Origin of the sequence: Bacillus sp. DB-2 (assembly GCF_003315125.1) — a bacterium.
Lineage (GTDB): Bacteria > Bacillota > Bacilli > Bacillales > Bacillaceae_G > Bacillus_A > Bacillus_A mycoides.
This window is the reverse complement of sequence record NZ_QNRN01000007.1, coordinates 267,153-294,047: the sequence shown is the minus strand read 5'-3', so window position 1 is coordinate 294,047 and position 26,895 is coordinate 267,153. Positions and strand designations below refer to the sequence as shown.

The 26,895-nt window shown below is 36.3% G+C and carries 13 protein-coding genes, 2 other RNA genes and 1 riboswitch; of the genes, 3 read left to right on the top strand and 12 right to left on the bottom strand.

Annotated features, from left to right (window positions below; genetic code table 11):
• Window positions 1–37: 37 nt before the first annotated feature.
• Entirely contained in the window at window positions 38–15,070 is a 15,033-nt protein-coding gene (locus DET63_RS14625; protein WP_113937084.1) for a DUF7507 domain-containing protein, read from the top strand.
• Between the two features lie 67 nt (window positions 15,071–15,137).
• On the opposite strand, the gene DET63_RS14620 is transcribed toward DET63_RS14625, so the two are convergent.
• From DET63_RS14620 to DET63_RS14595, 6 genes are all read right to left on the bottom strand, one after another.
• Window positions 15,138–15,278, bottom strand: coding sequence for an FbpB family small basic protein (locus DET63_RS14620; RefSeq protein ID WP_001228051.1), 141 nt, complete (start codon window positions 15,276–15,278; stop codon window positions 15,138–15,140).
• Window positions 15,279–15,614: 336 nt separating this feature from the next.
• Complete coding sequence (locus tag DET63_RS14615; RefSeq protein ID WP_113937083.1) at window positions 15,615–16,481, bottom strand: 5'-3' exonuclease; 867 nt, start codon at window positions 16,479–16,481, stop codon at window positions 15,615–15,617.
• A gap of 132 nt (window positions 16,482–16,613) precedes the next feature.
• Window positions 16,614–17,339, bottom strand: a complete 726-nt coding sequence (locus DET63_RS14610; RefSeq protein WP_113937082.1) for a P-type ATPase actuator domain-containing protein — start codon at window positions 17,337–17,339, stop codon at window positions 16,614–16,616.
• Between the two features lie 354 nt (window positions 17,340–17,693).
• Window positions 17,694–17,859, bottom strand: a riboswitch (M-box (ykoK) riboswitch).
• Window positions 17,860–18,064: 205 nt separating this feature from the next.
• A complete protein-coding gene (locus DET63_RS14605; RefSeq protein ID WP_002117799.1) occupies window positions 18,065–18,451 on the bottom strand; it encodes a DUF350 domain-containing protein in 387 nt (128 codons plus the stop codon).
• A complete protein-coding gene (locus DET63_RS14600) occupies window positions 18,448–19,683 on the bottom strand; it encodes a glutathionylspermidine synthase family protein (RefSeq protein WP_113937081.1) in 1,236 nt (411 codons plus the stop codon). Before DET63_RS14600 ends, DET63_RS14605 begins: the two co-directional genes overlap by 4 nt.
• A gap of 3 nt (window positions 19,684–19,686) precedes the next feature.
• Complete coding sequence (locus tag DET63_RS14595) at window positions 19,687–19,998, bottom strand: hypothetical protein (protein ID WP_113937080.1); 312 nt, start codon at window positions 19,996–19,998, stop codon at window positions 19,687–19,689.
• A gap of 83 nt (window positions 19,999–20,081) precedes the next feature.
• Between DET63_RS14595 and DET63_RS14590 the strand changes: the two genes are divergently transcribed.
• Window positions 20,082–20,531, top strand: coding sequence for a hypothetical protein (locus DET63_RS14590; protein WP_113937079.1), 450 nt, complete (start codon window positions 20,082–20,084; stop codon window positions 20,529–20,531).
• A 55-nt stretch (window positions 20,532–20,586) separates the two neighbouring features.
• Here DET63_RS14590 and ssrS (DET63_RS14585) read toward each other — a convergent pair.
• From ssrS (DET63_RS14585) to DET63_RS14565, 5 genes are all read right to left on the bottom strand, one after another.
• Window positions 20,587–20,770, bottom strand: a non-coding RNA gene (gene ssrS, locus DET63_RS14585) — 6S RNA.
• A gap of 21 nt (window positions 20,771–20,791) precedes the next feature.
• Window positions 20,792–20,974, bottom strand: a non-coding RNA gene (gene ssrS / locus DET63_RS14580) — 6S RNA.
• Window positions 20,975–21,090: 116 nt separating this feature from the next.
• On the bottom strand, window positions 21,091–21,924 hold the full coding sequence (locus DET63_RS14575) for a sulfurtransferase (protein WP_113937078.1): 834 nt from the start codon (window positions 21,922–21,924) through the stop codon (window positions 21,091–21,093).
• Window positions 21,925–21,926: 2 nt separating this feature from the next.
• Window positions 21,927–22,199, bottom strand: coding sequence for a YpbS family protein (locus DET63_RS14570; protein ID WP_113937077.1), 273 nt, complete (start codon window positions 22,197–22,199; stop codon window positions 21,927–21,929).
• A gap of 21 nt (window positions 22,200–22,220) precedes the next feature.
• Entirely contained in the window at window positions 22,221–22,688 is a 468-nt protein-coding gene (locus DET63_RS14565) for a GNAT family N-acetyltransferase (protein WP_002030843.1), read from the bottom strand.
• A 72-nt stretch (window positions 22,689–22,760) separates the two neighbouring features.
• Between DET63_RS14565 and DET63_RS14560 the strand changes: the two genes are divergently transcribed.
• Window positions 22,761–23,015, top strand: coding sequence for a DUF3931 domain-containing protein (locus DET63_RS14560; RefSeq protein ID WP_000369740.1), 255 nt, complete (start codon window positions 22,761–22,763; stop codon window positions 23,013–23,015).
• Window positions 23,016–23,018: 3 nt separating this feature from the next.
• Here the strand turns inward: DET63_RS14560 and DET63_RS14555 are convergent, their stop codons facing one another.
• Entirely contained in the window at window positions 23,019–26,678 is a 3,660-nt protein-coding gene (locus tag DET63_RS14555) for a dynamin family protein (RefSeq protein ID WP_113937076.1), read from the bottom strand.
• Between the last annotated feature and the right edge of the window lie 217 nt (window positions 26,679–26,895).

Below are 26,895 nucleotides of genomic sequence, written 5' to 3'. Positions count from 1 at the left end.
ATTTTGACCAAGACTATATTGTAAATGAGGTGACAACATGCCCATTACGAATCGATTTTCTACCACCACTAACGGCGCACTCGCTATTACAGGAAACACACTAGGTTTAAGTAAAATTAGCAATCTAAACCGTGCTGGTACAATCGGTGCAATTGGTGCATTCGTAACTACGAATACCGCTTTACAAGTAACTACTTTTCCTGCGGGTACAACGTTAAACTATACACAAAATAGTTCTACCGCTATTTTGAATATCCCTGCTGGCAGTACTATTCTTTACGCAGAACTCGTTTGGGGTGGAAACTATTTATCTCGTGATCAAAACATTACGAGCGTATTAGGAAACCCCGTTTCTTTTACAACACCTGTGTCAACATACTCAATTACCCCTTCGGCTGTTACAGCTTCAAATCAAACTTTCGTTTCTGGATCTGTCACATTTGGATTTTATACACGTTCAGCAGATGTAACGTCACTCGTTCAATCTGCTGGATCTGGCTCTTATACAACAGGTTCTGTTCCTGGACTTGTAGATCCTTTAGACGCTTCTAATGGAGCAATTAATTCTGCAGGATGGACGCTTATTGTCGCTTATCAAAACGGTTCCTTACCCGCAAGGAATTTAACAATTTACGTAGCTGGTAACCGTGTTTCTGTAGAAACCGGTAGTGCAGATGTATCTGTCTCAGGGTTTTTAACACCTGCCGGGGGACCTGTAAGCGGGAGATTATTTTTAAGTTCTACTGAGGGGGATGCTGATTTAACTGGGGATCAAGCTTTATTTGGACCAAACTTCAGCTCATTAAACGCTTTATCTGGGCCAAATAATGCTGTAAATAACTTCTTCGCGTCTCAAATTAATAATGCAACAGGAAATTTAGATACAACTGGAACATTCGGAACGCGTAATCAAAGCGGATCCACAAGTACTAATATTTCTGCTGGAAGACAAGGGTGGGATATTACAGCCATTGATATATCTCCCTATTTAACAAATTCACAGGTTTCCGCCGCAATCCGTTTAACAACGAACGGTGACGCATATATGCTAAATACAGTTGGTTTACAAATTGATATTAATTCACCTAATATACAAGCAACAAAAAGCGTAAATAAAAGTGTTGCTACAATTGGCGATATTCTAACCTATACAGTTACTGTTCCTAACACCGGGCTTCTTCCTGCAAATAACGTTACTTTTACAGACGTTCTCCCTAACGGCACTTCCTTTATACCTGGCAGCGTAACGATAGATAATGTACCACAAACAAACGCAAATCCTGCCGCTGGTATTTCTCTCGGAACAATTAATAACAACGCTTCTCGTACAGTGACCTTCCAAGCAACTGTCGTTTCTCTTCCAAGTCAAAACCCTATCTCTAACACCGCTAACATTACGTTTCAATACACACCAATTGCTGGGGGAACAACTTTTAACGGTCTTGCAACGAGTAATGCTGCCGGCACACAAATTAACCTTGCAACTATTAATGGAACTAAATCAGTTAACAAACTTTTTGCCGATATTAGTGATACGTTAACTTATAGTATTTCCTTAGCTAATGCAGGAAATATCGCTGCTACAAATGTTATATATACGGATCCCATTCCAAACGGGACTACTTTTATTCCAGGTAGTGTAACTGTTAACGGCGTTATTCAAGCTGGAGCAAATCCTGCTAATGGTATATCCGTTGGAACTATTGCTGCAAATTCTACTACTACCATTTCATTTCAAGTATTCGTTCCTTCTATCCCCCAAACAAATCCAATATTAAATAGTGGTACAACAACATATCAATACATTCCTGTACCAAATCAGCCTGCAGTAAGTGGTACTAATACGACTAATACCGTCTCTACTCAAGTGAATAATGCTACTGTAACTATGGCAAAAACAGTGGATAAAAACTATGCGGATATTGGAGATACACTGACTTACACTGTTGCCTTTACAGGTACAGGTAATACGAATGCGAACAATGTTATTTTTACAGATGCCATTCCTACAGGAACAACTTTTGTCCTAAACAGTTTAACAATAGATGGCACAACACAGGTTGGCGCGAATCCCGCTAATGGTGTGAACATAGGCTCCATCCCAACTGGTACGACAAAAAACGTTTCATTTCAAGTAGTAGTAAACACAATACCTCCAGCAAATATCGTATCTAATGGATCAAGCGCTTCTTATCAGTATACTGTCAACCCTAGTCAATCACCCGTTACGAAAAACATCGCTTCTAACGTCGTTACCACTCAAATTAACAATGCGAATTTAACATTAACAAAATCGACAAATAAACAATTTGCTACAATTGGAGATACAATCAGTTATACAGTCCTTATTACAAACAGTGGAAATACTGCTGCAACGAACGTACAGCTAACAGATCCACTTCCAAATGGAACGATATTGACTCCAGGTACTGTAACGCTAAACGGCGTTTTGCAAAATGTAGCTTCTCTTATTGCCTTACCTATCGGTACAATTCCTGGCGGAGCTACTTTCACCTTATCGTTCCAAGTAACAGTCATCAACATTACCTCCCAAAATCCTATCATTAATAATGCTTTCGCCTCTTATATTTACACTGTAAACCCAAGCCTGCCGCCAACTTCAAAAACAGCAAATTCTAATTCTGTTACCTCAACAATTAGACTAGCAAATCTACATGCTATAAAATCTGTAGATAAAACATTTGCGGAAGTTGGAGATGTATTAACTTACACCTTTGCTCTTACAAACGATGGAAATGTTGCGGCGAACAATGTATTACTATCCGATTCAATTGCAAATGGTACTTCCTTCGTACCGAACAGTGTTATAGTTAACGGTGTTACTCAGCCGGGCGCAACACCAGCTAGCATCAATATTGGTAGCATCAATGCTAATACTACAATTACAGCTTCATTCCAGGTATTAATAACTAGTATTCCAAACCCAAATCCTATTTCGAATAGTGCCTCCATTTCCTATAACTTTATTGTTGATCCAAACGCTTCACCTGTAAGTAAGAACACTACTTCAACCACTACATTTACTCAAGTAAACGATGCAAATGTCATTTCAGCCAAAACAGTGGATCGAGCGTTCGCTACCGTAGGGGATATATTAACTTATACCGTTATTTTAACGAATGCAGGAAGTGTTTCTGCTGATAGTCCTACTTTCGTAGATACGAATCCAGACGGTACTACCTTTATCCCAAACACTTTCCTTATTAATGGTGTGCTCCAAAATAACGCAGATCCAAATATAGGTGTTCCGTTACCTTCCATTCCTACTAACGGCTCACTTACCGTCTCTTATCAAGTAACTGTCACCTCTTTACCAGCACAAAATCCAACAATAAATTCATCTAGTACACAGTATAGCTTTATTCTAAATCCTGGCGATCCACCAATTATAGAAACATCTTTAAGTAACACTGTAAGTACACAAATTAATTTAGCAAATGTAATTATTGTCAAACAAGTAGATTTAACTATTGCTGATGTTGGGCAACCAATCACATATACAATTTCCTTAGCTAACCTTGGCAATACTACAGCAAACAATGTTATTGTTACCGATATAATCCCTCCCGGCACCACTATCGTACCAAATAGTATTTTTATAGGTGGCGCTTTACAGCTAGGTGCAGACCCAAGTACCGGCCTTCAAGTCGGCTCCATTCCTGCTGGTGGTTTTACAACGATTGTTTTTCAAATAAGTGCAAATGGGCTACCTTCACCAAATCCAATTCAAAATAGCGCTTCACTTCAATATAGCTTTATCGCTGATCCGAGTTTACCTGCTGTTGTTAGAAACGCTGCTAGCAATATAGTAACTACACAAATTAATACTGCTAATATTGTTGCTACAAAACTAACGAGTACAAATTTCGCTGATGTTGGTGATGTCATATTATATGCAACCATTTTAACAAATAACGGTAATATCCCTGCTTCTAATGTAACGTTTACAGATATCATTCCAGCGGGTACCCTCTTCATTCCTAATACTGTAACGATTAACAATGTCCCTATAGCAAATGCAAATCCTGCTAACGGTATTTTGATCGGTACAATCGGGGCGAATTCATCACGTACCGTTTCATTCCAGGTTTTTGTACCAAATATCCCTGCTGTAAATCCGATTACAAATCAATCAGGCACAACATTCCAATATACGTACGATCCATCCAAACCAGCTGTAATGCAGATGGTGGCTTCTAACACGGTACAAACAACAATTAATAACGCTACGATTACCGCTGCAAAATCTGCAGATAAACAGTTCGCTAACGTAAATGATATTATTACGTACACGACTACTTTAACGAATAGTGGGAACACTCTTGCATCAAACGTGATTTTTACAGATGTAATTCCAAACGGGACATCGTTTATTCCTAATAGTGTAACAGTAAATGGGAATATACTGCCTAATGTAAATCCAGCGAATGGGATAGCAATTGATCCAATAAATCCGAATGCAAATACGATAATTTCGTTCCAAGTACAAGTAAATTCCATCCCGAATCCGAACCCAATCCCTAATCAAAGTAATACAGCATACCAATATGTCGTAAATCCTAACTTACCTCCAGCATCCGCCAATGCGTTAAGTAACGTAATAACAACTCAAATTAATAATGCTACGATCGTCGCTACTAAATCAGTGGATACACCGACAGCTGCAATTGGAGATATCGTTACCTATACGATTGCAGTTACAAACACTGGAAATATCCCTGCTAGTGCAAATGTTTTAACGGATGGGCTTGGCGCAGGAGCTTCATTTATCCAAAACTCCGTAACTATCAATAATGTTCCACAACCAGGATTAGATCCATCACTTGGTATTCACTTAGCAGATATTCCACCAGGTAATACTGTATTTATTGCTTTTCAAGCACAAATTTTAGCGATACCGCCTAGTGGCACATTAACAAATAACGCCCTTGTAAATTATGAATATACAGTGAATCCAAACCAATCACCTGCTGTTGGTAGTACAATTACAAACACAACGGTTACTCCAATTATTGATGCTACTCTATCTATAAATAAAACTGTCAATTCAACATTCGCTACTATTGGAGATACACTTACTTTCACTTCTACCATTACTAATTCCGGTAACACTACCGCAAACAATGTTATTTTTACAGATTTAATTCCAGATGGTACAACGTTTATTCCAAATAGTTTTACAGTAAATGGAACAACCATTCCTAATGCAAATCCACAAAATGGTATCAATATCGGTAACATAAATTCAAATGCATCAGTTATACTCAGCTTTCAAGTAAACATTACAACGATTCCAAATCCTAATCCAATCCCTAATAAATCATCGCTTCAATATAGTTTTATTGTAGATATTAATGAACCCCCTGTTTCACGAACAGTTAAATCCAATAAAACTTTTACACAAGTAAATACTGCTTCCGTTATCGCAACAAAAACTGCGAGCAGTGCATTTGCTGCTGTTGGCGATACAATTACGTATACAACAACCCTTACCAATAACGGAAATACAACTGCAAACACACCTGTTTTTATCGATATATTACCACCTGAACTTTCATTCGTTCCTGATAGCGTACAAATTAATACCATCCCACAACTCGGATTTAGGCCAGATAACGGGGTTCCTTTAGACCCAATTCCAGTTGGAGGAACGACAACCATTACCTTCCAAGCTATTGTCGGTTCAATACCAGCTTCAAACCCTACGATGAACCAATCTAGTACAACATACTCTATCATTGTTGACCCTACCGAGCCGCCTGTTACAGAAACGGCTACTAGTAATCCGGTCTTAGTTCAAATAAATGAAGCAATTATTCAAGCAACGAAAAGTGTGGATCGTCTATTTTCTGACGTCGCGCCTGGAAATTCATTTTTAACGTATACAGTTTTATTAGAAAATATCGGGAACGTGACTGCTACTAATATCATTTTTACAGATCCGATTCCAAATAATACAGTATTTATAGAAGATAGTGTTCGAGTAGGTGGGATTTTATTACTTGGGGTAAATCCAGCAAATGGGATACCAATTGGGGATATTATTGCAGGGGACTTTATAAACGTCACCTTCCGCGTGCAAGTAGTTAGTATTCCAAATCCAATTTTCACAATCGGACCAGGCGGGCCAAACTCACCGGTTATAAATGGTGCTTCTATTAATTACCAATTTATGACAGGACCTAATTTGCCACTTGCTTCACGAAGTACAACATCCAATTCTGTTTCGACACAAATAAATTCCGGAGAAATTGTCGCGGTTAAATCCGCGGATAAAAATTTCGCAACGATCGGCGATACAATTTCTTATACAATTACATTAAATAACCCTGGAAATGTCACTTCACAAAATATAATTTTCACGGATATTTTGCCTAATGGAACGACATTTATATCTGGCACTCTTATAAATGATTCTGGTACGCAGCAAATTGGCAATCCGGCAAACGGGATTCATATTGGAAATATAAATCCAGGTGGTACGGCTACTATTACGATAAATGTCCTTGTGACAAACATTCCAAGTATAAATCCAATCTCTAATTCTAGTTCTGTACAATTTCAGCATATTGTCGATCCAAGTCAACCCGCTATAACACAAACCGTTTCATCTAATACCGTGACTACGACAATAAATAGTGCGATATTAACTACAACAAAAAGTGCTGATAAATCTATAGTTTCTGTCGGAGATACAATTACGTATACAACGACTATTACGAATACTGGTAATACACCCGCAACTAATATAACATTTACAAGTGCTATTCCAGCTAGCACTACATTTATACCAAATTCAGTCACAATAAATGGAGTTCAACAGCCTGGTGCGCAACCAGCACTTGGAGTAAATATACCCAATATCGCTCCTGGCCAGACAGTAACTGTTACTTTCCAAGTAAATGTTATTTCTATTCCACCTTCAAGTTCGATTATGGGTAACGATACAATTTTATATTCTTATACTGTTGATCCAAACGGTGCTCCTGCTACTACTTCTACTTCAACGAATATTGTTACAACCCCTGTATTAGATGCTATGATAACGATGGTAAAATCAGTCGATCAAACGCTTGTAACACTAGGTGATGCCATTACCTATACGACCATTTTAAAGAATAGTGGTAATACAAATGCAACTAACATTACTTTCACTGACCTTATTCCAGATGGTACAACGTTTATTACTGATAGCGTTACAATAGATGGCATCACACAAATTGGCCTTAATCCTAATACAGGTATAACGATTGGATCAATTGCTCCTAACAGCTCAATATCTATTGCATTTCAAGTTACCGCTACTTCTACACCAGCCCAAAATCCTATTGCCAATTCCGCGACTGCTTCTTACACATTTATCGCTGATCCAAATGCACCTATTGTTTCAAGAACTGCTACTTCAAACACAGTGTTCACTACAATTAATACAGCTACCATTCTTTCATCAAAGCAAGTTGATAAATCATTTAGTCATATCGGAGACACACTCACTTATACTGTCACTTTAACAAACAATGGAAATTCATCCGCACAAAATGTTATATTCACAGATACCGTGCCGAGTGGAACTACTTTTATTGCAAACACATTTTCTATTAATGGAATTCCTCAAAGTGGCGCGGATCCAACGAACGGTGTAAATATTGGGCCTATAACAGCTGGGACTACAGTAAATGTTTCCTTCCAAGTAAACGTGACCTCATTACCAACCGCAAATCCAATTGTAAATTTCTCATCGACATCGTATCAATTAGTCTCACCACCTGATGCAGAAACTTCAATTAGCAATCCTGTTTCAACGCAAATTAGAGAAGCCATATTATCCATGACGAAAAATGAAAGTGTATCCTTTGCAGATATCGGGCAAACTGCCTTTTATACTAATTCTATTACCAATATAGGCAATACGGATGCAACTAACATTGCATTCACAGATGTATTACCAAGCGGACTCACATTTGTTCCTAACACGTTAACTGTCGATGGCGTTTTACAACCTAATGCGAATCCAAATACAGGTGTATTACTGGCAGCACTTCCACCAAATGAAATATATAGTATCGTCTTTCAAGTTACAGTAAACAGCATCCCGCCTAGTAATCCAGCACAAAATACAGCATCAACGACGTATGAGTTTACTGTTGATCCAGGTAATCCACCGGTATCGAATACAGCTAGTTCCAACACTACACTTCTTCAAATAAACAATGCAAATATTTTGAGCACAAAAACAGCAAATCTTACTTTTGCGGATGTTGGTAATATAATAGCATTTACACTTAACCTTCCTAATACAGGGAATGTCGCTGCAACTGATGTAACTATTATCGATATTCTTGATAGCAATTTAAGTTTCATTCCAAACAGTTTCACAGTTAATGGGCAAACCATTCCAAACGCTGATTTGTCTACTGGTGTAAACATAGGTTCAATTAATGGGGGTAATACGGCAATCGTTACATTCCAAGCAACTGTTACTACACTTCCAACACTTAATCCAATTTCTAATTTTGCTTCTACCACATATCATTATGTCGTTGATCCTAGCCAGTCACCTATTACAACTTCCAATCAATCGAATACAACGACAACCCAAATTAATAGTGCTATCCTTACTGCACAAAAAAATTCAAATGCGGAAACGGTAGATATCGGGCAGGATATCGTCTACTCCGTTACAATTACAAATAGCGGAAATGTTAGTGCAACGAATGTTATTTTTACCGACCTTATTCCAGCCGGAACTTCCTTTGAACCGAATAGTTTTACACTTAACGGAATTAGCATCCCAAATGCAAATATAATTACAGGTGTTCCAATTGGTGATATCGCGCCAAACCAATCTGTCATCGTAGCATTTCATATTAATGCCAATGAAATTCCGCCTATAAATCCAATTTCCAACCAAGCTAGTGTGAGCTTCCAACATATCGTTAATCCAGCAAATCCTCCAGTTTCAAAAAATATTACTTCTAACAACGTTATAACAAAAATTGAAAGTGCTATTTTAAACACTATTAAAATAGGAGATAAAGCTTTTGCAACTATCGGTGATACGATTACGTATACAACTACTATTACGAACACAGGAAACATTCCTGCTAACAACGTTATTTTTTCAGATCCTTTACCAACATGGACACAATTTGTTGCAGGATCAGTTGTTGTTGATGGCACTCCATTACCATCCGCTTCTATTATTAGCGGTGTTGGCATAAATACAATAACTCCAAATCAAATCGTAACAATCATATTCCAAGTTCAAATTGTAAGCAATCCAACAACGTTCACACCTGAACTCCAAAACTTAGGATTTGTTAACTTCCAATATAACGTAGGCAATTCATTACAAGCCCAGCCTGGCAATGTGGAAACGAACGTCTTCGTTACTTCTATTAATTCAGCAATACTTTCAGCTGTAAAAACTGCTAATACAGCCTTTGCAAATATCGGAGACACAATCACTTATACAGTTTTGATTCAAAACAGCGGCAATACAAACGCTACGAATTTAAATTTCTCAGATCTTATTCCAGCTGGAACGACCTTTGTTGAAAATAGTTTCTCTGTAAATGGAAGTATCATTCCAGGGGCAGATCCAAATAACGGGGTTAATATCGGAACCGTTAGTACGAACAGTTCCTTAACTGTTACTTTCCAAGTCATGGTTGCATCTACTCCACCTTCAAACCCAATTACAAACGTTGGATCTATTCAATTCACATTCATTGTTGACCCGGCAGCTCCTCCTGTTACAAGCACAATAAATTCTAATGGCGCTTCAACACAAATTAATAACGCTACCGTTACTACTGTTTTAGAAGCAAATCGATCAATCGTATCCATCGGAGATATAATTACGTATACAGCAACATTAACAAATACCGGAAACTTCCCTGCAAATTCTGTATTGCTCATAAACGGAGTTCCTGTAGGTGCAGTATTCGTTCCAAATAGCGTTACGTTAAATGGAATGTCACTTCCAAATGCAAGTCCAACTCTCGGTATTCCAGTTGGTATTATCGCACCAGGTGATTTTGCTACTATTACGTTCCAATTTCTTGCAAGCTCTATTCCACCGCAAGGGGCGATTATAAATCAAGCCATTACAAGTTACACGTATATTGTCGATCCAAGTCAACCTCCAGTTACAGCAACATCCTCATCTAATACGGTTAATACAGCTGTCGTTGATGCATCGTTATCCGTAATTAAAAATACAGATTCTCTCGTACAATCTACTAACGGTACAATCACTTACACAGTAGTCGTTCAAAATAACGGAAATACAACTGCAAATACAGTTAATTTAACAGATTTGGTCCCAGAAGGAACTGCATTTATTCCTAATAGCGTGACCATTAATAGCGTTTCCGTTCCAGGTGCCGATCCAAACATAGGGATACCTTTAAACGCCATCGCGCCGTCAGAAATCGTCACCGTCACATTCCAAGTTATCGTTCAATCCATTCCAAGCGTGAATCCAATTTCTAATACAGCCCGTATTGACTATACTTTTATCGCCGATCCAACCTCTCCTATCATCTCTCGTACAATTACTTCTAATCCAGCATCCACACAAATTTCAGATGCGACTATCATTTCTTTAAAAGCAGTCAATGCACAACAAGCAACAACTAGCGATATTTTGACCTACACGATAACATTAGAAAATAACGGAAATATCTCAGCAACTAATCTCTCATTTTTAGATTCTACTCCAAATGGGACTACATTCGTAGAAAATAGTTTTACACTTAACGGAACAGCTATACCTGGTGCCAATCCAAACGTAGGTGTTACTTTGCCTAACCTTGCAGCAAACGCTACTCACCTTATTTCGTTTCAAATTCTTATTAATAATTCATTCTCGCAAGATTCTATTACAAATCAATCCAATACAACATATACAATTCAACCAGATCCAAGCCAGCCGCCTATTACTGAAACATCTACAAGTAATATTGTCATTACAAATTTTGTGCAAGCACAATTGACAATTACAAAAACGTCCAATCCAATAACTGTAGATATTGGCGGAACTATACTTTATATTTCTGAAGTGAAAAATATCGGCAATGTTGACGCAATAAATATTATTTTTACAGATTCTATTCCAGCTGGGACTACATTCGTTCCCGATAGTGTCACAATTAACGGTGTCCTGCAGCCAGGTGTAAATCCTGAAAACGGAATACCGATTGGAACGATTCCAGCAAATAGTTCAAAAACGATACTATTTCAAGTGCAAACAAACAATCCACCTACTGAAACCGAAATTGTAAATCAATCTTCTGCAAATTACCAATATGTAAGTATTCCTACAGCTCCACCGGTGAATCGCTCTGCAAATTCTAACATTGTTACAACATCACTTCAAAATGCAAATATTATTTCTGTTAAAAGCGCGGATGTAACTTTCGTATCAATTGGGCAAATTATTACCTACACAAATACACTACAAAATATAGGAACCATTCCAGCTAACAATACCGTGTTTATTGATAACATTCCAGAAGGTACTATATTCATTGAAGATAGCTTATCAATAAATAATGTGATTCAGCCTGGCGTGAATCCTGAAAACGGAGTAACTCTCAGCACGATACAACCAAATGAAGCAGTCACTATTTCATTCCAAGTACAACTTACAAATATACCGTCCGGCAATACAGTCATTAATATTTCAGACACTTCGTACGAATACCAAATTGACCCTAGCTCTCCGATTATTCAGCGTAGATCGTTATCAAATGCAGTAAATACGGAAGTGCGGACGGCAAATGTTAGTGCAATTAAATCCGCCAATAGATCCATTACACGCATCGGTCAAATCATCACATATACAGTCGCAGTTACAAACGCTGGTACAGTACCTATTACAAATACTCTCCTAATTGACGCAATTGCAGCTGGCACCACATTCGTTCCAAATAGCATCCTTGTAGATGGCATACCAAGACCTAACGAAAATCCAATTACCGGAATCACCCTTGATATTATCCTTCCAAATAATACGATTATTGTTACGTTCCAAGTAAATGTAGTCTCTATACCTTCTCAAAATAATATTAATAATATCGCTGTCATTCACTATGAATATCAACCGGATCCAAGCTCACCACCAATTTCAGAAACGACCTCTTCCAATAGTACAAATATACAATTTATTGACGCTATTCTTATCGCTACAAAATCCGCTAATAAAGTATTAGCTACTATTGATGAAATCATTGAATATACAGTATTAATCCAAAATAACGGATCCACTACAACTAACTCCATCTTTTTTACAGATACTATAGAAGATGGAACAGTATTTATTCCGGGAAGTGTAATAGTTAACAATACTGTACTTCCTGCAGCAGATCCGAATATCGGCTTTTCCATTGCTAATATCGCGTCAGGTCAATCGACAACAATAACATTCCAAGTTTCCGTTACGAATTTACCTGCTGTAAATCCAGCACCTAATACTGCAAACATCGTCTACGACTTTATTTTCAATCCTGACTTTGCACCAATTCAAAAATCTACTACTTCCAATACTACTTTCGTTCAAATTAATGACGCTGATATCGTTTCACTGAAAACTGTTGATTTAACTTCTGTAACGATTGGTGACATTTTAACTTATACAACAACTTTAACGAATACAGGGAATACAGATGCTACTGCTGTTGTATTTACAGACAATATTCCTGATGGAACAACCTTTATAGACGGTAGCGTTTTAGTAAATAACATTCCGCAGCTTAACGCCAATCCAAGTACCGGTATACTTGTAGGAACGATTGCTCCTGACATTTCTATCCCAGTCACATTTTCTGTTACCGTCGTAGCTCTTCCAGCTAGCGGCCATGTTCAAAATCAATCAGCTTCCCGCTATACAATAAACGGGGAAGAACAAATATCGACTAGTAATATTACCTTCACTGAAGTTATTTCTGCTAATGTAATTGCGACAAAAACAACGCCAATCCAATACGCTGACCTACAAACTATTATCCCTTATACAATTTCCATCATAAATAACGGAAATATACAAGTGGAAAACATTATCGTTACAGATATCATCCCAGCAAATACGAGCTTTATAGAGAATAGCGTTATTGTAAATGGCAACGCTCGGCCAAATGACAATCCACTTAGCGGTATACCAATTGATAACATTCCGCCTAATACGACAGCAACTATTCTATTCCAAGTCCGGGTTATTTCGATTCCGCAAACAAATCCAATCTCTAACACGAGTGCAATTGAATATGAATACACGGTACCAGATCAACAACCTATTACCGAAACTATTATTTCATCAGCTGCTGTAACAGAAATTAATCATGCGAATTTGACTAGTAATAAAGCTGTTGACCTTGCATTTGCAACGGTTGGTGATACGTTAACGTATACGATTACACTAAATCAAACTGGTAATGTTTCAGCAGATGATGTAGTCATTCAAGATATTATTCCTCAAGGTACTACGTTTATAGAAAATAGTGTCATTGTAAAAGGAGAAACTGTTCCGGGAGTTAATCCAGTAAGCGGCATACCAATTGGTACTATAATTGTAGGTGGAGATGCCATCGCTTCCTTCCAAGTAACTGTGACTTCTATTCCAACACCAAATGAACTCAGCAACAAAGCAATTACTACTTTTAACTATATAGTCAATCCAAATAACTTACCTGTTACAAATACGATTACAACAAATACTGTGACAACAACTGTCCAAAATGATAATGTCGTTGCCATAAAATCTGTTAATGCCACGAATGCATTACCTAGTCAAACTTTAACGTATACAATTACAATTACTAATAGTGGCAATGTAACGATTGAAGATCTTTTCGTTGTAGACACCGTACCAGTAGATACAACCTTCGTTACTAGCAGTGTTACGATTAACGGAATCAATCAACCGAATGCGAATCCTGAAAACGGTATTACATTAGGAAACCTTGCTCCTAATGAATCTGCTATCATTACGTTCCAAGTAACAATATCTTCTTCGACTCTTCAGCCTACAATTAATAACAATGCTTCTGTTTCCTATACTGTTATCCTTGATCCGAATGAACCACCTATTACAATTACAAAGCAAACAAATACCGTTACAACAACACTCATTGATCCAATGGTGCGCATTGAGAAAACCGCTGACAAATCTATTGTCGTTATAGGAGATATTATTACATTCACATTAGAGGTATTTAATAATTCCCCAATTCCTACAGTAAGTACTTCCGTTTTAGATATGATTCCAGCTGGTACAACATTTATAGAAAACAGCGTAACAATTAACGGTACTTCGGTTCCAAATATTCGTCCAGACACCGGTATTAATATCGGCGCTTTACCTGCAGATGGAGTAGCAACTATAACATTTAAAGTTCTCGTAACTTCTATTCCTTCAAACAGTGCGATTATCAATTCTGCAACCGTTACAGCTGCTTTCCAATTGACACCACAGGATCCAATTATTATTTTCATTGTTAATTCGAATATTGTTCGTATACCAGTTCAATTTATAACGGCAGCAGTGATAAAAAATGCTTCCGTTAGCTCAGCTTATTTAAACCAATATTTTGATTATACAGTGCGTATTACGAATACTTCCGAGATTTCACTTTCAAATATTTCATTACAAGACACCATTCCAGCAGGTTTACAATTTATGAACGGTACGGTCTTCATTAATGGGGAACGCTCTCCACTAGCGAATCCGAATATCGGTTTCCTAGTCGCTACTAATTTGAAACCGAACGAAACAATTATCGTATTATTCACAGTACAAGTGATAAGTCCACCTATTAATAATGAATTTAAAAACACGGCAAACGTTTCTTTACAACTTCAAGTCTCTCCTACCGATCCACCAATCACAGTAACCATTACAAGTAACGAAAACATCGTCACCTTTATTCTAGAAAATCCAGATGAAACACTTCCAAATTTAAATTGTTTCTTTGACGGTGAACGTTTCATACGCATTACTCCTCGAAATATACGAAATTACTTTTGGACTTGGATTTGGTGGCGTTAATCAAAAAAGAAAAAGCTTGTAGTTCGGATAATATCCAAACTACAAGCTTTTTTCATAAACAAAATTATCAATTGCTAGCAGCACTATATGCTACATGTCGTTTCTCAATCCGTTCTTCAATTTCTTTCATATTCTCTTTATTAGTTAGTAGGGATTGTTTATTTTCTATTAATAATTGTTTAAAGGATTTTCTCACTTTTTTTCGCATGTTTATTTTCCTCCTTGGGGGATGGTTTATATAAAAGATAACTTGAAACTTTAATTAATGAGAGGATTTACCCTCACTAATTATTAGCCTACATCAATCGGGCTTTTACAGGGAGTTACTCTTCCATCATCACTCTTTATTCAGCTATAATACTGAGATAGAAGTCCTATCTCCCGTTAATGCGGGATAAGGATTTATCTGTGTGTCCTTATAATAGTTGATTGTTGTGAATTCCATTTGAACTTCATATGAAAATTCCGTTTATTTTCTGACAACTTTGTGAACAAAAAAAGAAAGGTTAATCAAAAATATATTTGATCAACCTTTCCATGCTCTTTAAAGCATATTAATTAATATTTCAGGTCTTCCCCAATTCATTTCGTTACAAACAAAGCGTAGTTTTTCTTCGTCCATTGTGTGTAACCCTTCTTCTAACGAGCATGAAATTGGAACTTCACAATGAATTTGCGCTAATTGTAAAGAGATATTTAAATTCTCTAAATCACTTTCAATTTTTGTGCGCTGCGCTTTCGTTAATGATGCTATATTTTCTAGCACTGCCGATACTGTCCCGTATTCTTGAATAAGCTTATACGCTGTTTTTTCACCAATACCTTTTACACCCGGATAATTATCACTTGTATCTCCCATGAAAGCTTTCGCATGAACAATTTGCCAAGGTTCTACACCTTTATCTTCCATGATTTTTTCCGGTGTGTAATACTCGTAATTTCCAATTCCTTTACGAAGAAGCATAACTGTAACATTCGTATCAACAAGTTGAAGTAAATCTGTATCACCTGTCAAAATATAAACTTCCGCTTCATTGCAATATTGTTTTGCAAGCGTACCGATACAATCATCCGCTTCATAACCTTTCATACCGATTACAGGCATAGATAATTTCGCAGTCATTTCTTGCACTAAATCAAATTGCGGAATTAATTCTTCCGGCGGTGCTGCACGATTTGCTTTATAATTCGAGAAAGATTCCGTTCTAAATGTCGTACTTCCCATATCCCAGCACGTTACAATGTGCGTTGGTTCGATTGCTTGTGTTGCTGTTAATAAATGCTTCATATAACCATGAATCCCATTCGTCGGGGTACCATCTTGTCGTTTCATAAATTGTCCATATACACTTGTTGCGTAAAAAGCACGAAATAATAGTGCCATACCATCAACTAATAATACTTTTTTCATAATTCCTCTCCTACTAACAAAAAATAATAACCTCACGTTATCACGTAAGGTTATATATAGATTACCATTCTACGTTTTTGTTCAACTTTGTCTATTATACATTGTTTTTGTATATTTAGCATCATTAACACATTAAGACATTCTACCACAGCAAGTATGAAGTATTCCTGAATACGTATTTTTACCTGTCGAAACAACTACAGCCTTTGCATTTCCGTCAACAATATACGTACCTTTGAAACATACATTTTCAAGTTCAAGTGGATTATAGTCTTTCATCCGTTTTAATGGAATAAATCGTTTACGTTCAAGATGATAGCAACTTTCAAATTTCTCAATACTAGCATCATTTCCTGTCAGCATAGATTCATTTACTAATAAATCATTTGCATAAATAATACGTACATCTGCCGGCACTGTATCGCCCTCTGAAAGAAAAATCATATCTCCAGGTACAAGCTCTTGTATTGGTAATTTCATCATTTTCAGTTCACTGTTTAGCCCTGTTACGCTAGAGGCTTCTACTCTAGAAACAGTAACTGTTTCACATTGTAATTCATCACCCATATTTTGTTTTGAAAGACCTGGAATCATTCCACTTAGCTTCATCATTACTTCCGCAATACGCGCTCTTTTTGAAGTTAATTCATTTCGACCGTATACTTGAATACGCTTTTGTGCCTCTTTCATAGATAGTCCGTCTCTTGTTGTTTTAAAATACGCAAATACAGATTTTACATCTCTTGTTGCGATTTCAATTAATAAATCTTTATTTTTTTGAAGCATTGTTTGTTCTTTCATTGCTTTTTTACTTAATTTATACGAAGTGTTACCCACACTTTTATTTACATATAACATATTATCGTCTCCTCCTTTACAACATAGGAAGAAACGCTTTGTTTCTCAATTTATCCACTTTACCGTGAAAGTGTCTAGCGCTTAAATACTCGAATAAACGCTACATTACGATAAATATAGAGGGAGGAACAAGTCGTTTCCTGCCTACATCATATATTTTTGATTTGAAGTATATGGGTAACGGAACCGAGTCAGAATTTGACATGCTCCTCACCTCCTCTTTAATTTTTTAGTTATAATCTATACTATGAAATTACTCATAGCTTGCTAACAAAAAAGACCCTTACTCATAAGAGAGCAAAGGTCATTGCATACACAAATAAGCGATTCCTAATATAATACAATTAGAAATCTACGGACCTCTCCCTCGCCGAGTTTTAGCACTGTATAGCATAGGTTCATTACCAGCTACGTTAAGAAAAACCTTAATTCGATCATTCCTGTTGACCCATTGGCGTCTCTCGACATTTTTGGGCAGTAGCATTTCTCTATACAGGAGCCTCACCTAACAGAGACTTATTATAATTACATAGAAAATGTTACTCTTATTTAAAATAGATGTCAACACTTTGTATGGAAACTTTTCCTTTTATTACAACAACTATCTCGAGTTTAGTACACTAATACGTATTCTGCTCAGCGTTCGGCTACATAAATTAATTGAACACATATTGCAAGAAATTAGCACATGAAAAATAAAACCCTTACGTTAAAATGTAAGGGTTTTAATATGTTACACAACCAGCAATTACAATTCCGATGGAAAGTGATAAAAACATAAGGAAAAGACCAACTGCTTGATTATCTTCTTCAAGGCTTTTATTAATATTAAAACGTGGTGTAAGCCATTCCGCTAAATAAAAGACAATAATTTGAGCTAATATCCCAACAGCCCCCCATGAAACCATATCAAGAATTGAAATAGAATTAGCAGCCGTTGAATATAAAACGATAGCAAGGCCAAGTAGTCTTCCTCCAAGTACATAGCTTACCGCTTTATTTCCTTGAGCCATTAACTTAAATTCCTTAACTTTCGTTGTCACTTCCATAAGAAAAAGACCGATACATAAAAGTGCAAGTGATACTGCTAAATATAGTAAAAAATTAATCATTTATTTTCCTCCTTCTTAATACCTACCGGTAAATAATACGATTCATTTCCCGTAATTTTTTCTCCAGCACGTATACCGATGCTACTCGCTTTTCCAGCAATTAAAAACGCCCCAAACACGTACGAAAGCTTCTCAATTCCTTTTTCAGTTTCCAAAAATACAACTGGAAGATCTGTATATTTCTGAAATATAGGAAGTGATGATTTATACGTTTCATGTGCATTTCGAATCATAACATTCGTATCCTTATCACGAATCGTAATCGTGTCACCTTCTCTACCGAACGAAGGTTTTTGAACGAAAGGACTTTTCCCAAAAAATAAATCTGGCTCTAAATATGTAGGAAGCATATATTCTTTAATCCACTTTTGTTCCTCACTTGTGTAAAAAGCACCTTCTTCTGCTAATCCCCAAATAAGACATTGAATTGATTTTGGCTGAAGTAAAAAGGCCGACAAAGGATTTATAATACAAAGCTTTCCTTCTTTTACAAGTTGCAAGAGTTCCACTCCCACCAAATCCCCAGTTTCGGGATCTTGATCTTCAATCAAGTCTTCAATTGGATATGTTTGGCGATATAAAATATCAATTGGTACACCATCTCTATCTACTAAAGCATCGGCTGTAATTCTAAGTTCTGTCATTGGCATTACTTTATTCTCAACATGACATAGCCCACTCAAATACATAGTCGTATTCCAATCTTCTATATGTTCATGATGAGCTGTGAAAACAACATTTGGATCTTCCATTCCTTTTGCAAACTCCATTACGGCTTTTGTAATACCAGAAGAAAGTAAGCGCTCTTGATTTGCATTTGGATTATCATATCCTAATTCTTCACAAACTTTTCCATTCATTTGAAAGCATTCCACAATAAAAGTCGGAGTGTCACTATTAAACTCAAGCATTTTAATACGATTATCATCTGTTAAAGCAAAATCAAATCGTGAAATAACAGATTCAGGATACATTCTTTTCAGTCTAATAAAAGGCAAGCTTGCAGTTGGAAAACCGAGTTCAAGAAGCTGTTCATTAGATAAATTCCGAAGAATTCTAGCAGTCTTAAAAAATATTTTCCCCATTCTTTCAGTTGCTACTTGTAATTGTTTCATCGTTTGCTCTGTTATCGGGAAAACATGAAACAAACTATATTCACATTCATATAAATCCGACCAGAAATGAGGATAATTCGAATAAAATTCTTTTCGTTCCTTTATGTATTGCGACATATTTTAACCTCCAAATCCACCTTTTGAACCGCTTCCAATTCCACCTTTAAATTCGGCCGAAGATTGATAAGTTTTAAACTCTGATGAATTTTTGAAGGCGGATTTATTTTGATAGTATGTACCACCATAAAAGTAATGTCCACGATAACCTGAACTACTATCATCACACTGCCAAACACCAAGCTCATCATCCCAATCCCAATCAGAACAACTATTATCATTCGGTTCAGGGGGAATATCTTGCGCGCAGCCAAATAAAGTGCCCGTCATTAAAGATGTTAGGACACCACCTACTAGCCATTTCGTTTTTGTCACCTTTGCACTCCCCTTTTAAAATTATATTTCTATTATATAAGATACCATGATAAAGTAGAAGAAAAAGGAAGGAGAGGGATAAAATGAGATTGGAATATCGGCTCAATGATGAAACTAACGGGTATCCGGCTTTATGGAACTACACAAATATTTCTAATTCTGAAATTGTCGCGCGCATGACTTGTGAATATTTTACAAAAGATAGAAATACATATGTCGTTACTGCAACTTCAGTAGATCCAGACGGGACAGCAGTGTTATATATACAAAAAGAAGTTTTTTTCAACGACCCTTCAGATCCTACATACTCGCACATAGGTTTTGAAATTCGGGAACTAAAGGAAACAAGCTCAATTATGATAGAAAGTAAAGATGTTTGGAATTACGAGGATATCTTACCCTCTCTCCATTCAGATATTATATATATTCAACAGGATAGAATACATTTGGAATTCACCCTAGATTCAAGAGAAATTGATGAAGACCGCAAGTGCTATATTTATTATGGGAACTTTACAGGTAAATCGAGATAACATGAGCATATATATTCAACAAAAAAACCTTACGTATAAAACGTAAGGTTTTTTATATAGTCCCACATATGCCGTTATCTATAGATGTCCATAAACCTGCTCTCACAGGTGGATGTCCTCACAAATGTTTGTAACTTCCTTCTTAAAAAGATGGCCTGCTATCTACATTTAAATATTGAACTTCCATATTATACTTATTGGTTTAAGACATACACAAGCTACGTACACCGTAGGAATTTTATATACTATTAGTTGAAATAAGACCCCCGCAAGTGCCGTCTCTCGTAAATGTCCAAAAACCCGCTACTCGCAGGTGGATGCCCTCACAGTTACCGTATATCTTCCTCCACAAGGAAGGCTTGATAATGGTCACTAAATATTGAGCTTCCGTAAAACTAACATCGGTTTTAGACATAAATAAGTTACGCACACCGCAGGATGTATTATTTACTTGTCGTTATATTATCACATTGTTTCCAATGTGTAAAATATAATATTTTTGAAGCAATCTCTTGCTTGTGACCTTATTTTAATACAAATTATTTTTGCATGCAAGTGATTAATCTTCTTCTTTTGCAATTTGATTTTCTGGATAAGAAATCCAATCACTCCAGCTACCTGTATACAACTTAACATTTTGAAAACCAGCTAATGTTAATGCAACTATGTTCGGACACGCTGTAACACCAGAACCACAATATACGATTGTTTCCTTCTCTTTATCAAGATTTTGGAAACGCCCTTGCTGTTCCTCTTCGTTTTTAAAGTGTCCCGATTCTAAAATCCCATCTTTCCAAAAATAGTTTACTGCCGTCGGAATATGCCCTGCCTTCGAATCAACGAGCTCTTCCGCACCAGCATAACGTTTTGGTTCCCTAGAATCAATTAATGTCATATTTGTACCTGCACGAATTTTCCCTCTCACATCTTCCATCGTTACAAGCATATTTTCTTGTATTTCCGGTATAAAAGGTTTTCGTGCAATAACTGGGATATTCGGCGTTGTGTGTAATCCATTCTCTTTCCAAGCTGGAAATCCACCGTCTAATATATACACTTTCTCATGTCCTACATAGTTTAATAACCACCATAAACGAGAAGCCATTGCACCAGCTTGACTGTCATACGCAATCACTGTCGTATGTTCATCAATCCCGGCCTGTGAAAGCTTGTCTGCAAACTCCTCAATATTTGGCAACGGATGGCGGCCACCATGTTCTGCTACAGGACTTGATAAATCTAAATTTAAATCAAAATATAACGCATGAGGAATATGTTCTTCCTCATACTTCTCTCTACCCCAATTAGGATTCGCTAAATCAAATCGACAATCGATTATACGGACATTCTCATCTTCTATATGCTCACGTAACCATTCGACTGTAACAACCATCTTTAACGACCTTCTTTCTCTTGCAAACGACCTACATACTCCATAACCATATCTTTTGTAACAAGTTTACGCTGCAGTGCAACGCCATTTTTTGCAAGTTCATTAATTTGCTTTGTTACAACATTAATGACATCAACCGAAAATTCTTTCCCATTTGACGCAAGAGATACGGCTGCTTCAATAGCTGCTTCACGCTGCGCATCTAATTGTAAACATGCTTTTACACTTTCATTTTGTTTACGAGAATGTGCTGTAATTGCTTTATGTACTTCCATCTTCTCTTCCCCCTAAATAAGTTATACGTTCTTATTCAATTCCATTGCAAGCCGAATCATATCACGACATACAATCCCATTTTCAATAATCTCTTCTTCATAATGCTTTGAAAAGTAATCAAAATCAATAGAAAAAATACGAAATCCACATTTTTGATATAAAGCAAGTTGTGAAACACTAGAATTGCCTGTACCAACTTCAAGTTTTGACATACCATATCCTTTAGCAGTTTCTATGGCATGACTTAATAGCTTCTTTCCAATCCCTTTTCCTTGCAAATGCTCTACAACCGCAACGTTCATAATTTCCATCGTCTTCGGCCTTGTTTCCAAAAGAACATATACACCGATAACACTCTCCTCTTGCTTAGCTACATATGTTAAGCCTCTTTGTGCATATGCATCAATTTGCTGCTCACTTGGATCAGCAAGCAATAATAAAGGTTTCGGTATAGCTTCTTTCGAAATATACTCTATTACTACGCCCATAAAAAATTCCCCTTTCTCTATTGTTCTAAACCCTCCTTGTCTACCATAAATAATAGAAAGGAGGGATTCATCATGGACAACAATGAGAAAAAATGCAACGTCATCTCTATTGATGGAAAGAAAAAGAAGAGCGACACATATTCCTATCCAAAATTAGTAGTAGAAAACAAAACGTATGAGTTTTCTTCATTCGTCTTATGCGGTGAAACACCAGACGGCAGACGCTTAGTTCTTACCCATATGATTTCTACTGATGAGTTTGCAGGGTTTGTAAAATCTTTAGATACTGTACTACAAAAGAAAATTGAACGAATCTTTTTTTCATAACAGCTATTTAATATAAATTTCTTTTTCAATTTCTACTAACTGCTTTTGTAGCTCTTCTTTACTTTGTTCGTATAGTGATACATCAATTGTTTCAGCTAAAGCGAATAATATACTTTCATAATAATTCTCAACATCTTGCTGCATCACTTTTTGGAATAGGTTCCATTTTGCATCCCACTCTTGCTTATAATGATGAACGAATAAATCTTCTTCATCAACTACATAGTTTGATACGAAAGGTTCTAACACTCCTTTAGCGTCTTCTTGCATAAAAGCTTTATCATTTTTTTCAAAAAAGCTTTTCTCATTTTTAAAATGTGCTAGTGCCTTTTTAAAATCTTTTATTTCTATTGAAGGAAACGGCTCTTTATGTGTAATAATTTTATATTCATAATCCACTGTTCCACCCATAGAAATCGATTCATTTTCCACTTTGCAATTCACAACAATTTCATCCTTTGCACGCTTCATCGCTTCATCTATCCATTTTTCAAGACGTAATGATGTCGCACGCATTTCTTGTAATAAATCATGTTGAATAAATGAAACTAATTCCATTACACATTGCTGCAACTGCATTTTCACATTCCCATCTGTTCGTAACGACGCCGGATTAATAAATTCAGTAAACACATCGTTATAGCGTAAAAATAGACGTTGGTGTACATAATAAAGCAATTCTTTCACTTCATTTTGCATTGCTTGCTCTTCAGCAAGTACACTATATGATGAAATAATATGAAGTAGCTGATTACGCTCTGCTTCATATTTTTTTGTTTGCTTCTCTTTCTCATCATTTCCCTGCTTTGCGCCATTTATCATATTTACAAGAAGCTGATTCGCTCCTTGCAATGCACCATATAAAGCATGCACAGATACAAGCATTAAATCCCTCATCATAAAGGACGTAAATGATTCTTCAAACTTAGTAATCCCGGAGTTTTGTAAAATACCATACTTTTCTTTATCAATACTTTTCCCTTGCTTTTCTTCAAGCGCACATAAACTTGAAATTGCAAATAAACGTGGATTTCTAATACCGTATTGCAGGAGCTGATCAGCAATATAACCTTTTACCATTTCAAGTTCTTCTTCAGATTGTGCTAAATCGGCAGCATTTATTAAGAAGAACATTTTATCAAGTGCAAATGTATCCTTTACACGACCGAGCTGAATTAAAAATTCACGATCTGCACGAGAGAAAACATGATTATAGTATGTTACGAATAAAATAGCATCTGCGTTTTTAATATACTGGAATGCAACATCCGTATGGCGCGCGTTAATAGAATCCGCCCCTGGTGTATCTACAAGAGCTACTCCTTGCCTTGTTAAAGCACAATCATAATAAAGCTCCATATACTCAACAAAGCATGATTTTTCTTCATTAGCTACATAATCAGAGAACTCCTCTAACGTAACTTGTAATTGTTCCCCTAAATGATTAGCAACTGCCTCATATCCTTTTTGTACCGCTCGCAAAAAGCTAAATGTTGTTTTTTGCTTCCCACTTGGTGAAGGGTATTTCATAATTTGATCAATTTTCGTTAACGCTTCTTCCAATGTAGCAATTTCATAGTGAAACATTTTATAAACAGCTTTCATATCTTCTAACAGCGCTTGCTCTGATTTAAACTGGACAATTACCGTTCCATGTTGTTTATCTTCTGTAACTGGCAAAATTTGATTTATTGTTGCTGTCGTTGGGTTTGGCGATACAGGAAGTACCTTTTCACCGAGCAATGCGTTAGCAAATGATGATTTCCCAGCACTAAAAGCTCCAAATAACGCTACTGTAAATTGCTTCGTTTCTACACGCTGTCTTTTGCCAACTACTTCTTGCTGTAGATGTTTCAGTGTAGGCAATGGATCTAATATCGTTTCAGCTTTCTTCACTTTTTCTAATATACGCTGAATATTTAAAGCTTTCGTTCCTTTAATCTCTTCTTCACTAGCCGCTACGTTATCATTTACAATTTCTTGCTCTTGTAGTGTAAACTTCTCACTAACAACTTGTTTTTTACTTTGTAATATTTCGTCTATTTGCAATCCATCTGGTATAGAAATATTTTCATTCCAAATATCTCCTAAATAGTTCTCATATTCCTCATACGTCTTAATGTACTGTAATTTTGTTTCTTTTGCTGTTTGTAACATCGTGTATTTTTCAATTTCTTCTTCAATACGAGCAATCTCTATCTTCACTTTCTTCTGCAATATACCCGTACTTTTTCCAAAGATTTGCTGAGATTTCATAAAGTATCTTTTCTTTAACTCATTTGCAACGTCAGCAGTATAAAGAAGTAAGTAATCACCTGTAAATCCAGCCCCCTGTTTAATTGGTTCAGCCAACACTTCCGGTCCGAAAGCAATTTCTAACGCATATATGTCTTTCCCTATTTCCTCTGTAAATAACCCTTCTTCTTTTAAGAAGGCTACAATAAATTCTTTCACATGAAAATCAAGTTGCGTTTCAACAGTCTTTTGAAGAGCAGAATAAAAAGCATCTACACGTCTCTGTTTTTCTTGCTCCGTCTTTCCTTTCGCAAATAACAAGCCAACTTTAAACTTCGTTAATTTCGTTTCTAAATATTTATTTGCCAATTCTCTCATTTCAAATGGCATTAAATACGCGTTATCTAATATGGCTTGTAAACCTTTTATAAATTCATTTCTCACATCAGATTCTTTACTAGCCACCCGATTTTTATTTTCAGTTAACTCTTCCTTTTTTTCAACTATCTCTGAAAGTGACAGTGGTGATGTTAATTCTTCTTCATATTTCATGAGATGTTTTTCATTTTCAGAAAGAATAAACGAACAATGTTCTTGCAGTAAATATTCTGTTTCTCGCTCCATTCCCTTTCTTACATACTGCTCTTTTTCTTTCATGATAGAAAAGATTAATGCTTCTAAACTTTGAATTTCATTGTATGGATGATTCATCATTCGCAATGATGTATAGAAAATACCATCTACTTCAATATCCCAGTTAGAAAAAGACTGTTTTACACTATCTCTATACTCTTCAAACGATAACTCATTTGCTTTATGTTTATCTATTTGGTTTACAACGAGATAAACCGTTTTATTACGTTGTTTCAATTCTTTAACAAACTGTAAGTTAACCTCTGATTGGACATGGTTATAATCCATCATATAGAAAATAACATCTGCTAGATGCAGTGTTGATTCCGTCGCTAATTGGTGGGCATCATCTGTAGAATCAATTCCCGGCGTATCAACTAACATAACCCCATCAGGAATTGGCGCATCATTTCGATAAATATGAACACCAATTACTTCATCACCGTCTTTACATATTTGTTTTAATTCTTCTGCTGAATATGCGCCGTCATATTCATACTGTTCTCCAGACTTAATCGTTACAACAACACGATCAGATCCTCTTTCAATTTTAACAACGTTAGCACTCGTTGGAATCGGACTTGTCGGTAATAATTGCGCTTTATATAGGTGATTCATCATTGTCGATTTCCCCGCAGAAAAATGACCACAAAAAGCTAGCATAAGCTGCTCTTGTTTATATTTTTGAATCACTTCAAACAACTTCAAACTATTCTCTACATCGCCGTTTTTTTGCCACTCTTCATAAAAACAAACAAGTTTTTTCATACCGTTTGTCTGTACTATGTTTGTCATCCCCTTGTTCCCCTTTATCCAAGATGTATATACTTTATCCCGCTATTTGTGGGCAGTAAAAACCCGTTTCGTGCGGGCTAGTAATCAGTGAGGGATAGACCTCCCCGCTGATTAAAGTTTCACTTTATTATCATACTAAATTTTCAGCATATTCACATCAAAAATAAAAAATCCCTTTCATTCTTTTTACAAATGAAAGGGATTTCATGTAATATTA

Excerpts from the sequence above, each read along its gene's own strand:
- DET63_RS14625 (WP_113937084.1), top strand. The coding sequence starts at position 38 with ATGCCCATTACGAATCGATTTTCTACCACCACTAACGGCGCACTCGCT.
- DET63_RS14620 (WP_001228051.1), bottom strand. The coding sequence starts at position 15,278 with ATGCGAAAAAAAGTGAGAAAATCCTTTAAACAATTATTAATAGAAAAT.
- DET63_RS14615 (WP_113937083.1), bottom strand. The coding sequence starts at position 16,481 with ATGAAAAAAGTATTATTAGTTGATGGTATGGCACTATTATTTCGTGCT.
- DET63_RS14610 (WP_113937082.1), bottom strand. The coding sequence starts at position 17,339 with ATGTTATATGTAAATAAAAGTGTGGGTAACACTTCGTATAAATTAAGT.
- DET63_RS14605 (WP_002117799.1), bottom strand. The coding sequence starts at position 18,451 with ATGATTAATTTTTTACTATATTTAGCAGTATCACTTGCACTTTTATGT.
- DET63_RS14600 (WP_113937081.1), bottom strand. The coding sequence starts at position 19,683 with ATGTCGCAATACATAAAGGAACGAAAAGAATTTTATTCGAATTATCCT.
- DET63_RS14590 (WP_113937079.1), top strand. The coding sequence starts at position 20,082 with ATGAGATTGGAATATCGGCTCAATGATGAAACTAACGGGTATCCGGCT.
- DET63_RS14575 (WP_113937078.1), bottom strand. The coding sequence starts at position 21,924 with ATGGTTGTTACAGTCGAATGGTTACGTGAGCATATAGAAGATGAGAAT.
- DET63_RS14570 (WP_113937077.1), bottom strand. The coding sequence starts at position 22,199 with ATGGAAGTACATAAAGCAATTACAGCACATTCTCGTAAACAAAATGAA.
- DET63_RS14565 (WP_002030843.1), bottom strand. The coding sequence starts at position 22,688 with ATGGGCGTAGTAATAGAGTATATTTCGAAAGAAGCTATACCGAAACCT.
- DET63_RS14560 (WP_000369740.1), top strand. The coding sequence starts at position 22,761 with ATGGACAACAATGAGAAAAAATGCAACGTCATCTCTATTGATGGAAAG.
- DET63_RS14555 (WP_113937076.1), bottom strand. The coding sequence starts at position 26,678 with ATGACAAACATAGTACAGACAAACGGTATGAAAAAACTTGTTTGTTTT.